At 51.1% G+C, this 12,315-nt stretch carries 8 protein-coding genes; 5 read left to right on the top strand and 3 right to left on the bottom strand.

The genetic code is table 11. The features are described from left to right. The first annotated feature begins 794 nt into the window (after nt 1-794). Together gltB and ABRS97_RS22385 are read left to right on the top strand one after the other, a co-directional pair. Nucleotides 795-5,387 (top strand): glutamate synthase large subunit, encoded by a 4,593-nt coding sequence (gene gltB, locus ABRS97_RS22390; RefSeq protein ID WP_367818076.1) that lies wholly within the window; start codon nt 795-797, stop codon nt 5,385-5,387. A 102-nt stretch (nt 5,388-5,489) separates the two neighbouring features. Beyond that, nucleotides 5,490-6,974 carry a glutamate synthase subunit beta gene (locus tag ABRS97_RS22385; RefSeq protein WP_367818074.1) on the top strand — a complete coding sequence of 495 codons (1,485 nt, stop codon included), beginning with the start codon at nt 5,490-5,492 and terminating at the stop codon, nt 6,972-6,974. 278 nt (nt 6,975-7,252) lie between these two features. On the opposite strand, the gene ABRS97_RS22380 is transcribed toward ABRS97_RS22385, so the two are convergent. Then, entirely contained in the window at nt 7,253-7,528 is a 276-nt protein-coding gene (locus tag ABRS97_RS22380; RefSeq protein ID WP_367818072.1) for a hypothetical protein, read from the bottom strand. 153 nt (nt 7,529-7,681) lie between these two features. Between ABRS97_RS22380 and ABRS97_RS22375 the strand changes: the two genes are divergently transcribed. Next, nucleotides 7,682-8,134, top strand: a complete 453-nt coding sequence (locus ABRS97_RS22375; RefSeq protein WP_367818070.1) for a hypothetical protein — start codon at nt 7,682-7,684, stop codon at nt 8,132-8,134. Nucleotides 8,135-8,184: 50 nt separating this feature from the next. Here ABRS97_RS22375 and ABRS97_RS22370 read toward each other — a convergent pair whose 3' ends face one another. Together ABRS97_RS22370 and ABRS97_RS22365 are read right to left on the bottom strand one after the other, a co-directional pair. Further along, nucleotides 8,185-8,874, bottom strand: coding sequence for a response regulator (locus tag ABRS97_RS22370; RefSeq protein WP_367818069.1), 690 nt, complete (start codon nt 8,872-8,874; stop codon nt 8,185-8,187). 186 nt (nt 8,875-9,060) lie between these two features. After that, on the bottom strand, nt 9,061-10,263 hold the full coding sequence (locus ABRS97_RS22365; RefSeq protein WP_367818067.1) for a sensor histidine kinase: 1,203 nt from the start codon (nt 10,261-10,263) through the stop codon (nt 9,061-9,063). A 178-nt stretch (nt 10,264-10,441) separates the two neighbouring features. Here ABRS97_RS22365 and ABRS97_RS22360 point away from each other — a divergent pair, with 178 nt between their 5' ends. Next, nucleotides 10,442-11,380, top strand: a complete 939-nt coding sequence (locus ABRS97_RS22360; RefSeq protein ID WP_367818065.1) for an ABC transporter ATP-binding protein — start codon at nt 10,442-10,444, stop codon at nt 11,378-11,380. Next, the gene (locus ABRS97_RS22355) at nt 11,373-12,308 is read left to right on the top strand and encodes an ABC transporter permease (RefSeq protein WP_367818064.1); all 936 of its coding nucleotides are present in this window, start codon (nt 11,373-11,375) and stop codon (nt 12,306-12,308) included. Before ABRS97_RS22360 ends, ABRS97_RS22355 begins: the two co-directional genes overlap by 8 nt. Nucleotides 12,309-12,315 lie beyond the last annotated feature (7 nt).

Below are 12,315 nucleotides of genomic sequence, written 5' to 3'. Positions count from 1 at the left end.
GAATCGTCGGGTTACCTGTTTCCCATTCAGGCGATCCGACGATTTTGCATACTATATGAAGAAAGGGGGAGCGGTTACCTTTTTTAACAATTAAGAATGTTTAAATCCTTTACAGGATGGACTAGAAGATCCGGAAGTGCCACAGCGGTTTGGATCATCGGAAAACCGCCTCGATCTGCGATAGATCGTCTTTTTGCACGGGTGAGCGGAACGTGGGTGCGTTATGAGGCGGTATTTTCGGTTGTAGGGACGTTTCGCGGAACTACCGTGCGTTATGAGCAGGAAATGCTGGGTTGTAGGCACGGTTTTCGCTCATTTAACGCACCCTAGTTCCGCTTCAGGGGGAGAAAAGGGAGTTTGCCGTGGAATAAGGCATCGTAGTTCCGCCGATATCGCTGTGCATGGGGAATAGGTGGATAGCGTCCGCCTTTAAAGGCGTGTTCGCACCACCTTGTCCATTCAAGGAACACGACTTTAATAGCGGTTGGAAGCCCATATTCAAGTTCCCTCCCCATGCTCAAGCGCATGGGTTTAGACAAGGACCTGCGGCACAGCCTCAGATTTTTCTTAGGAATAAACGAAATGTATGAAAACCTTTTCAACGTAACTAATTTTAAATTGAACTATACTATTTCAAGTGTTAATATAATATAAAAAATATTGTGACTATTTCAAGAACTAGCATTCCTTAACATCCTGGTGAAATAGAAAATGTTGCGCAGCGGCAATTTAACACTTTAAAGCGTACATTGGAAAAAGCATGTCCAAAAACCAGAAAAGAAAGGTTGCACAACATGACTAAAAACGGGTTACCTCCCAAGCAGGGATTGTATGATCCTCAGTTTGAGCGTGACGCCTGCGGTATTGGCTTTGTGGCTAATATTAAAGGGGTCAAATCGCATGAGATCGTCAAACAGGCGCTTCGCGTACTTTGCAATCTAGATCATCGCGGAGGTCAAGGGTGTGAGAAGAATACGGGTGACGGCGCAGGCATCCTGATGCAAATTCCCGATACGTATCTTCAAGCCGCTTGCCAGCAAGAGAACATGAAGCTCCCGACTGCGGGCAGCTATGGTGTAGGTATGGTCTATCTGCCTCAGGATCTGGAAGCTCGCCAAGCGTGCGAGAATATCATTGAGCGCATTGTGAGCGAAGAAGGTCAGCAGTTCTTAGGATGGAGAACCGTTCCTACGGACAATCATTCATTGGGAGATTCCGCGAAGTCGGCTGAACCTTTCGTACGTCAAGTGTTTATCGGGCAAAGTGCAGACGTGTCAAGCAATCTGGATTTTGAGCGAAAGCTGTATGTCATTCGTAAACTTTCTGAAAACGCTATCAAGTTAACACATAGCGATATTCAATTCTATTACTCAAGCTTGTCAAGCAGAACCATTGTTTATAAAGGCATGCTGACGCCCGAGCAAGTTGACGCTTATTATGTGGAACTGCAGGACGAACGTGTGGATTCGGCGCTCGCGCTTGTACACTCCCGCTTCAGCACCAATACGTTTCCGAGCTGGGAACGCGCGCACCCTTACCGCTACCTGATCCATAATGGAGAAATCAACACGCTGCGCGGCAATGTGAACTGGATGCATGCGCGTCAGGCGATGTGCGATTCCGATTTGTTCGGCAAAGACTTCAAACGAATTCTTCCTATTATCGATAACGACGGCTCCGATTCGCAAATGTTTGATAACACGCTGGAATTCCTCATGCTGTCTGGACGTTCCCTGCCGCACGCGGCAATGATGATGATTCCTGAGCCATGGTCCAAGCACGAGACGATGGATGATGAGAAGAAAGCATTTTACGAGTACCATAGTACGCTGATGGAGCCATGGGATGGACCAGCGGCGATTGCCTTCACAGATGGCAGCATCATTGGTGCGGTGCTTGACCGTAACGGTCTTCGCCCGTCGCGCTACTATGTGACTAGCGATGATTTGATCGTGCTTGCCTCAGAAGTCGGCGTCTTGGATATCGAACCTGAGCGTATCGTTCACAAAGAGCGGCTTCGTCCTGGGCGCATGCTGCTTGTCGATACGGTGGAAGGACGCATCGTTGCGGATGAGGAGATCAAAAGCCGTATCGCGAGCGAGCAGCCTTACCGTGATTGGCTTGACCAGCATCTCGTCAGCTTGGAAGATCTGGAAGAGGCTGAGATCGTCATGGGTTCCGATCAGGATACCGTGCTGCAGCGTCAGCAAGCTTTCGGCTATACGTTCGAGCAGCTTCGCAAAACATTGGAGCCTATGGCCAAAACCGGCGTAGACCCGATCGGCTCCATGGGTACGGATGCGCCGCTCGCTGTGCTGTCAGATCGGCCGCAGCTGCTCTATAACTATTTTAAACAATTGTTCGCACAGGTCACGAATCCGCCGATCGATGCGAACTTTGAGGAAATCATTACGGCTCAAGGCACAACCATCGGGCCTGAGCGCAACCTGATCAACCCGGAGCCGGAAAGCGCGCGTCAAATTCGGTTGAAATCGCCGTTCCTTTCCAATGAGGAGCTGGCGAAGCTTCGTTATATCAAGCGCGATGGCTTCAAAACGGTGACATTGCCTACGCTATTCGAAGCTGCTCACGGCACAGCTGGTTTGGAAAGCGCAATGCAAACCTTGTATGCAGCTGCCGATCAGGCGATCGCTGACGGGGCAACGCTGCTGATCCTCTCCGATCGCGGCGTAGATAGTAAACATGCGCCAATTCCGGCTTTGCTGGCGACTTCGGGCTTGCATCATCATCTGATTCGCCAAGGCACGCGAACCAAAGTAAGCTTGCTTGTGGAGTCCGGCGAACCGCGCGAAGTGCATCATTTTGCGCTGCTGCTTGGTTATGGAGCGGGAGCGATCAACCCTTACCTGGCCTTGGAGACGCTGGATGATATGATCCGTCGGAAGCAGCTTGTCGGCGTGGACCTTGAGAAAGCGACTTACAACTATATTAAAGCGGTCACCAAAGGCGTAGTGAAGGTACTCGCGAAGATGGGAATCTCTACGATTCAAAGCTATCGCGGAGCGCAGATTTTCGAAGCGATTGGTCTGAGCCAAGAGCTTGTTGACCAATATTTCACTTGGACTTTCACGCCGGTTGGCGGGATCGGCATCGATATCGTGGCGCAGGAAGCTTTGCTTCGCCACAATCGCGCTTTCTCCGAGCAGGAGGGACGCGACCGGGTGCTTGATACAGGCGGCGACTTGCAGTGGCGCAAGGACGGCGAGGAGCATCTGTATACGCCGGAGACGGTGCATGCGCTGCAAACGGCTGTACGTACGAACAATTACGGCATGTACAAAAATTTCGCGAAGTTCATCCAACGCGAAGATGAGAAATATATGGCGCTGCGCGGACTTCTGAGCTTCAAGGAAGGCCGCCAGCCGATCCCGATCGAAGAGGTCGAGCCGATCGAGTCGATTTTTAAGCGCTTCAAGACCGGAGCCATGTCCTATGGCTCCATCAGTAAGGAAGCGCACGAGACGATCGCGATCGCGATGAACCGCATCGGCGGCAAAAGCAACACCGGCGAGGGCGGCGAGCATCCGGAGCGCTTCACGCCGGATGCGAACGGCGACCTTCGCCGCAGCGCGATCAAGCAGGTAGCGTCCGGCCGCTTCGGCGTCACAAGCAACTATCTCGTCAATGCTGACGAGATTCAGATCAAGATGGCGCAGGGCGCCAAGCCCGGCGAGGGCGGACAGCTGCCGGGAACGAAGGTGTACCCTTGGGTCGCCGAGGTTCGCGGGGTTACCCCGGGCGTAGGTTTGATTTCGCCTCCGCCGCATCATGATATCTATTCGATCGAGGATCTTGCTGAGCTAATCCACGATCTCAAAAATGCCAACCCGCGGGCACGGATCAGCGTCAAGCTCGTATCCGAAGTGGGCGTTGGCACAATCGCCGCTGGCGTAGCCAAAGGGAAAGCGGACGTTGTCCTGATCTCCGGCTATGATGGAGGCACAGGCGCATCGCCGCAGACGAGTATTCGCCACGCGGGTCTGCCGTGGGAGCTCGGGCTTGCTGAGACGCACCAAACGCTCGTGTTGAACAACCTGCGCAGCCGGATCGTCGTAGAAACCGACGGCAAGCTGATGACAGGCCGCGATGTTGTCGTTGCCGCCTTGCTCGGAGCGGAGGAGTTTGGCTTCGCAACAACGCCATTAATTACGATCGGCTGCGTGATGATGCGCGTTTGCCATCTGGACACTTGTCCGGTTGGGGTCGCGACACAAAATCCGGAGCTGCGCAAAAAATTTGCGGGCGACCCGCAGCATCTGGTGAACTTCATGACTTTCATCGCGGAGGATGTGCGTGAACTCATGGCTGAGCTAGGCTTCCGCACCATCGAGGAGATGGTCGGCCGTACAGATGTGCTGGAGTCAAAGCAAGCTGTGGAGCACTGGAAAGCGAAAGGCGTAGACCTGACGCCGCTTCTGCATCAACCTGATGTTGGCGAGGATGTAGGCCGTTTCTGCCAAATGCAGCAGGATCATGGTCTGGATCGCTCCCTTGACGTTACGCAGCTGCTGGCGATTTGCGAGCCGGCGATTGAACGCAAGGAGCACGTGCACGCCATCGTGCCGATTACGAACATCAACCGCGTTGTCGGTACAATCGTCGGCAGTGAAGTGACACGCCGCCACGGCGTGGACGGCCTGCCGCACGATACGATTCGGTTGCATTTTAACGGCTCGGCAGGGCAGAGCTTTGGCGCTTTCGTGCCGAAAGGGATGACGCTTTCCTTGGAAGGCGACGCCAATGACTATGTCGGTAAAGGATTGTCCGGCGGTAAGCTGGCCATTTTCCCTTCCAGTAAATCAACCTTTGTTCCTGAAGATAACGTCATTATCGGAAACACTGCTTTTTATGGCGCAACGGATGGAGATGCTTATATTCGCGGTATTGCCGGCGAGCGTTTCTGTGTAAGAAACAGCGGCGTTCGTGCAGTTGTCGAGGGCGTAGGCGATCATGGCTGTGAGTATATGACAGGCGGACGCGTTGTTGTATTAGGCTCTACAGGTCGCAACTTCGCAGCCGGCATGTCCGGCGGTATCGCTTATGTGCTCGATGAAAAGGGCGAGTTCACCGGCAAAGTGAACAAAGAAATGGTTCATCTTGAGCAATTGGAAGAGCCTTACGAAATGAATGAGCTGAAAACGATGATTCAACATCATGCCACGTTTACCGACAGCACGGTTGCCCATCGCATATTAAACCACTGGGATGAATATGTTTGGAAATTTATTAAGGTGATTCCGAAAGACTACAAACGGATGTTTGACGCGATTGAGAAAGTGAAACGTTCAGGTCTTAGTCAGCAGGAAGCCGTCATGGTCGCGTTCGAGGCCAATATGAAAGACGTTTCCCGCGTCGGCGGAAACTAAAATTCCAGAACATGCTTACAAGTAAGTTTTCTTACGAAAACTCAGCTAATGCTTACGATGCCAGTTTTGCTAAAGCAAAACTCTCAGGAGGAGATAAACGCAATGGGTAAACCAACAGGTTTTATGGAATACAGCCGTGAAGTGGCGACTGAAGCCGCTCCGTTGCTGCGGATTGGCCATTGGAAGGAGTTCGCTACTCCGCTGACGGACGAGAAGCTGCAAACGCAAGGCGCCAGATGCATGGATTGCGGCATTCCCTTTTGTCATACGGGCAAGCTGATTAGCGGGATGGCAGCAGGCTGTCCGGTGAACAATCTGATCCCCGAATGGAATGATCTGGTGTATCGCGGGAGTTGGAGAGAGGCATTGGATCGTCTGCACAAGACGAACAATTTCCCTGAATTTACAGGGCGTGTCTGTCCGGCACCGTGTGAAGGGTCCTGTACAGTCGGCCTGAAAGATACACCGGTTACGATCAAAAGCATCGAGAAGGCCATCATCGATAAAGGCTTCGCCGAGGGCTGGATTACGCCAGAGCCTCCGGAAGTCCGCACGGGTAAAAAGGTTGCCGTTGTAGGGTCCGGTCCATCCGGACTCGCCGCAGCAGCGCAGTTGAACAAAGCCGGTCACTGGGTTACCGTGTTCGAACGCGCAGATCGCGTAGGCGGATTGTTGATGTACGGCATCCCGAACATGAAGCTGGATAAGAAGTATGTCCAGCGCCGTGTGGATTTGCTTGAAGCCGAGGGCATTACGTTCGTAACCGGCGCTCACGTTGGCGTGAACTATCCAATTGAAAAGCTGCAGGAGGAGTTCGATGCGATCGTCCTTTGCGGTGGAGCCACGAAAGGGCGCGACCTTCCCATTGAAGGACGCGAGCTGAGCGGTGTTCATTTGGCGATGGAATTCCTAAGCAAAAACACGAAGAGCTTGCTGGACTCCGAGCACGCGGATCAGCAGTTCATTTCTGCCGAAGGCAAAGATGTGATTGTCATCGGCGGCGGGGACACCGGAACGGACTGTGTGGGGACGTCCTTACGTCATAAGTGCAAGAGCGTGACGCAATTCGAGATTATGCCGAAATCGCTGGAAACGCGTCCGGCGAACAATCCTTGGCCGGAATGGCCGAAGGTCCTCAAGGTGGACTACGGCCAACAGGAAGCGGCAGCGGTGCAAGGCGATGATCCTCGTCAGTACTTAATCAACACGAAGAAATTCGTGGGTGATGAGAATGGCAACTTGAAAGAGCTGCATACAGTTCTGATCGAGTGGCAGAAGAATGAGAAGGGCGCATTCGTGCCCATTGAAGTGCCGGGCAGCGAGAAGGTGTATCCAGCGCAGCTGGTGCTGATCGCCATGGGCTTCACAGGACCGGAGAATACGGTGCTGGACCAACTTGGCGTCGTCAAAGACGAGCGCTCCAACGCGAAGGCGGAATACGGCACATTCGCAACGAATGTGAATGGCGTCTTTGCAGCCGGCGACATGCGCCGCGGTCAAAGCCTTGTTGTCTGGGCGATCAACGAAGGCCGCGCAGCGGCTCGCGAAGTCGATCGTTTTTTGATGGGGTCGTCGAATTTGCCATAAATTCCAAATACGACTGCTTGCAAGTAGACGATGTCTATGTGCAAGCAGTCTTTTTTTTGCGCGAATTAACCTGCATATGCACAAATTTGCTTATCCTTGATAGGTATTCTTCCTATCCGACATAAGGAAGCGGAACTTGGGTGCGCTATGGGGAGTCATATTCGCTTTTATGGTTAATTCGTGGAACAACAGTATGCTATTCATAGGAAATTAAGGGTTATAAACGTGCAAGCAGCAATATAACGCATCGTAGTTCCTCTTCGCTGCTTAAATTACGACTATTCAGGGGAATAACGCAATGTAGTTCCGCCTTCATAGCGTAGTCTGTGGGGTTTGACTGCCGCCATGCGCCGGCGAAGCAGCGCGCGCCCAGGATTCAAGCGCGTTGGGAGGCTTCTGGACAATCCCGAACCCATGCCAACGGAATGAAAGGCAGCGCGATAAAGAGGGGGTTCGAAACGGTCAGCCATTTCTAAGGAACCACTGTTTGGATCCGTGAAAGAAACGCGGTGGAGCTGCCCTGGATCGAGGCTCCGCTGCTTTTTGCTGTTCATGGAACATAGTGTTTTCCCGTGCGAGATGGCTTTGTTTTGGAGTCAAATGGATTCAGAGGATGAACATTTGACAAGGTTCATGTACAATAGAGAAAATAGGCTGTATGCTTGAATAACAATTAGCCAATATCGGGCGGATGAAGGGGAGAGCACATGAAGAAAGAGGAGCTCATTACACCAGCTGAGCTGCATGCGCTGCTAGCTGAAAATGGGGAGGATGTTCAGATGTTTGGGACGGACGAGCTTATGGGCGCACAACATCTGATTTCTCTGCAAAAAGCGGTCGTGCTGCTCAGTCGGCAAGTGGAATCTCTTCAAGATCAGCTTCATGAGCATTTCCAAGCTCAGCATAAGCATCAAGAGCAGTTGCTCCGGCAGTTCAAGTATCAAATTGAACAACAACTCCATCTGGAGCTGTCCAAAGGATTGGAGCAGACCCAACCGGACAATTCGCAAGAAAATGAGCCGAAGGCGATAGAATTATCAGCGAGTGAGCTGACCGCTCCTTCCGCTCCAAGCGAGGAACCGGCAACCTATTCGAGGGTGAAAAGCTATAGCAAGATTCGAAAAAGAAAAAAGTCATTTATTGAAAAGCTGTTTGAATAAAAGAAAGCCGCAACTTCAAATGAAGTGCGGCTTTTGCTTATGTCCGTAAGTTACAGCAGGCCTTCCTCATGCGCCTTTTTCGAGGCTTGGATGCGGTCGCGCACGTCCATTTTGGAATAGATGCTGGAAATATAATTTTTGACGGTGCCTTCCGACAAATACAGCTTCTCGGCAATTTCCTTGTTGCTGAGCCCATCAGCGATACAGTGAAGAACCTGGACTTCGCGTTCGCTCAGTCCATATGCATCCGTGCGTACAGGCTCTTCAGCACTCGTTTTCGCTTCAGGATCACGAGCGGATCCCTCCTGCATGCCTCTTGCTTGCTGAACGAGCATTTTGGCGATGTCCTGAGGGATGAGCGTACCGCCTTGATGCACCCACTTGATTCCTGCTGCTAGATCCTTCGGGTGAATCGCTTTGAGCAGGTAGCCCTCAGCGCCAGCGCCAAGAGCATCTACGACGTAGCTGATTTCTTGAAAGGTGGTCAGGATAATGACGCGGATCTGCGGCCAAGCAGCTTTAATTTGGCGTGTAGCCTCGACGCCATCCATGACGGGCATGTGGATATCCATGAGGACAACGTCCGGTTGGTGCTCTTCACACTGCTTGATGGCGGCATTGCCGTTTTCCGCAAGTCCAACCACGGTAATCTCCGGATCCATGTCGAGCACAATATGCAAACTTTCTCTAATCAAATCCTGATCATCGACCAGAAGGAGCTTTAATGGGGTTGTGCTCATGGGTGAGACCTCCTAAGAGTTTTGCTATAGCAAAACTATCTTCGTAAGCATTGGCTGAGTTTTCCGAAAGGAAAACTGGCATCGTAAGCATTAACTGAGTTTTGCTATAGCAAAACTATCTTCGTAAGCATTTACAAATATAAGCTCATTGTATCATGTCTCATTTCACATGGACAGAACGGGGAGCTACAACGCGGGAATCCGTCTAGCTGGAATCAAACAGGAGACGATGGTGCCCTGTCCTGAAGCTGAACTTACCTGCAGCGTGCCTTGCAGGGCAGAGATTCGCTCCTGCATGGCGTTAATGCCGAAACCAGCTCTAAGCTGCTCGGTACCGATACCGTCATCTTCGATGCGCAAACTGACTTCATGATCCCCGTAAGTCAAACTAATTTCAACAGAGTTAGCTCTGCCGTGCCGTTTGGCATTCGTCAGAGACTCTTGCAGACAGCGGATTAGGGAAAGCTTGGTCTGTTTGGAAATTTCGAACTCGTTTCCGTTTGTTTTGAAGCAGATTTTGGTTCCTGTATGGAGGGCGAATTCATTGGCCAGCCGGGTTAGTTGCTGGGACAGAAGCATGTCGTCGCCACTCGGAACCATTTGATGAATGCTGCTGCGCACTTCTTCTAATCCGTTGCGGGTCACGTTCCGAAGCACATCAAGCTTTTCTTTCGCTTTTTCCGGCGCAGCTTCGATGAGATAGGAGACGGCATCCATGCCCATGATGACCGAAGTGAACGTGTGTCCAACTGTATCATGCAGTTCTCGCGCCATGCGATTTCGTTCCTCCAGCAGCGTGAGTTGTTCAATTTGATTCGCATACTGCTCCAGGGCATTATTTTGCTCATGAATGAGCTGGTACTGACGCTGATTTTCTGCTAAAAGCTTTTCCGTCTTCTCATTCGATGTGACAACACGCTGCAAGCTGAGTCCAATCGCGTAAAAGAGCACGGAATTCAAGATCACACTAGACAATTCCCCTATGTTTATCCCATTATGAAGGACGAAAAAAAAGGAGACGGGCATGGCTACGAGAAAGACAGGGGCTATCCACCAGGCATTTTTTCGATCAGTGAGGAATCCAATGACCATTAATGGGCAATTAATAATAAAGTAGACTTCTTGCTGCATCCAAGATAGATAGATTTGTAGAGGCTCGCCCGTAAGCAGGACAGCTAAGGGATAGAGCGGGACATTGATATAATTAGGTCTCCAAAATAGTAGAGGAGCGGCATAAGAAAGGAGAATTGAGGCAATCATGAAAAAGATAGAGATATGTTCAAACTCGCTCATATGCAAAAGCACATAAAGCAAGGAAAGCATCGTCGAGCCGGTCAAAACGATGAAAAGGGACCACTCCACGCCATGCCATTGTCTTCTTTGTATCATAGTAGGACTCCCTTATCGTTCATCTTTGTATACTCATTGTACCTAAAAAAGAGCAAATGCCATAGTGAGATCGGTCATAATCCGATATGACTTCCCGTGTGACTTCTGTGTGGCCCGTGCCACAACGAAGAGAAGAATGTATACACTACTCTGTAATTAACGCGAAGGAGGCTATTCCATGACGCAAACAGAATCGCAAACGCCGATTGTTCAGATTGAACATATTACCAAACGCATCGGTTCCAAAACGATTATTGATAACCTGAGCTTCGATGTGCCAAGGGGAGAGGTTTTCGGATTTCTCGGACCAAATGGTGCAGGTAAAACGACAACGATCCGGATGATGGTCGGGCTGATGTCCATTACGCAAGGAGACATTCGGATCGGGGGGCAGTCGATTCGAACGCATTTTGAACAAGCGATCCGGCATGTTGGCGCCATCGTTGAGAACCCGGAAATGTATAAGTTTCTGAGCGGTTATCATAATCTGGTTCATTACGCCAGAATGATTCCCGGCATCAACGAGCAGCGCATCCAAGAAGTAATCACGCTCGTCGGCATGGAGAACCGCATCCACGATAAGGTCAAAACCTATTCGCTGGGCATGCGCCAACGGCTCGGCATTGCGCAAGCGCTGCTGCATAAGCCGTCCGTTCTCATCCTGGATGAGCCGACGAACGGGCTTGATCCCGCCGGTATCCGCGAGCTGCGCGACCATTTGCGCAAGCTCACCCGGGAGGACGGGATCTCCGTCATCGTGTCCAGCCATCTGCTCTCGGAGATGGAGCTGATGTGCGACCGTGTCGCCATTATCCAGAACGGGAAGCTGGTAGATGTTCGGCTGATCAAGGAATTCGCTGACGTTGAGGGGCAGCAACGAGTTGCTTTTGAGGTAGAGCCGATGGAGCAGGCAGCCGCACTGCTTGCTGAATCAGCACTTCAACTGGAATCAGCCGTTCAAGGCGGTGAGCTGGTCATGAACCTTGACAGGAAGCTGATTGCGGAGTGGAATAAACGCTTCGTAGAGGCTGGCATTCACGTGTACGGCATTCGTACGACGACGAAATCGCTCGAGGATCAATTTTTGGAAATGACGGGAAGTGATCAGATTGCTTAGACTTATCCAAAATGAAAATATGAAAATATATCGCAGGCTGCGCACATGGATTTTGGGGATATTGCTGATTGTTATCGTGGTTTTCGTCTCCTTGCTGGGCCATTCGGATTCCAGTAAAACGGATGAGTGGAAAGCTGGTGCGAAGGATGCGATCGAGCATAATCAGAAAGAGCTGGAGAATCCGGAGTTGCCGGCGAAATTCAAACAAGGCTTAAAGGATCAAATTACACTCCAGCAATATGCGCTCGATCATAATATGCCGCCTGCTCAGAACACGCTATGGGGAGGCGTGCTAGGAGCGGTAGATCTCATCCAGATCGTGACCCTGTTCACCGTCATCATTGCGGGAGATATGGTGGCTGGGGAGTTTACCTGGGGAACGATCAAGCTGCTTCTTATTCGACCGGCAAGTCGAGCGAAGATTCTCTTCTCCAAGTATGCGGCTACGCTGCTCTTTGCGGCGGTTCTGCTGGTGACGATGTTTATTAGTGCATGGATCGCGAACGGAATCTTGTATGGATTCCATAACTTGAACCTTCCTCATTTGACTTTAAACGCGGATGGTACGGTTCATGAAGGAAGCATGCTGCTTTATGTATTTGCGACGTATGGGTATAAGCTGATCGAACTCATCATGATTGTAACGCTCGCTTTTATGATTTCGACCGTATTCCGCAGCTCTTCACTCGCGATTGGCATCAGTATTTTCATCATGTTCATGGGGCAGGTCATCACCTATTTCTTGCTCCGGTACAGCTGGGGAAAATATTTCCTGTTCGCCAACACGGACCTGACGCCGTATTTGGAGGGAAGACCGCTTGCCGAAGGGATGACGCTTGGTTTTTCCATTACGGTGCTGCTCTTCTACTTCCTTCTGTTTAACGTGCTCTCTTGGGAAATATTCCGCCGGCGAGATATCGCGGCTTAATACCAAA

The organism is Paenibacillus tabacirhizosphaerae (genome assembly GCF_040812395.1).
In the GTDB taxonomy this organism is placed as follows: domain Bacteria; phylum Bacillota; class Bacilli; order Paenibacillales; family NBRC-103111; genus Paenibacillus_E.
Note: the sequence above shows the minus strand (reverse complement) of the source record. Positions and strands in the feature narration are given on the sequence as shown.

Coding starts and splice junctions, on each gene's coding strand:
- gltB (WP_367818076.1), top strand. CDS start 795: ATGACTAAAAACGGGTTACCTCCCAAGCAGGGATTGTATGATCCTCAG.
- ABRS97_RS22385 (WP_367818074.1), top strand. CDS start 5,490: ATGGGTAAACCAACAGGTTTTATGGAATACAGCCGTGAAGTGGCGACT.
- ABRS97_RS22380 (WP_367818072.1), bottom strand. CDS start 7,528: ATGAACAGCAAAAAGCAGCGGAGCCTCGATCCAGGGCAGCTCCACCGC.
- ABRS97_RS22375 (WP_367818070.1), top strand. CDS start 7,682: ATGAAGAAAGAGGAGCTCATTACACCAGCTGAGCTGCATGCGCTGCTA.
- ABRS97_RS22370 (WP_367818069.1), bottom strand. CDS start 8,874: ATGAGCACAACCCCATTAAAGCTCCTTCTGGTCGATGATCAGGATTTG.
- ABRS97_RS22365 (WP_367818067.1), bottom strand. CDS start 10,263: ATGATACAAAGAAGACAATGGCATGGCGTGGAGTGGTCCCTTTTCATC.
- ABRS97_RS22360 (WP_367818065.1), top strand. CDS start 10,442: ATGACGCAAACAGAATCGCAAACGCCGATTGTTCAGATTGAACATATT.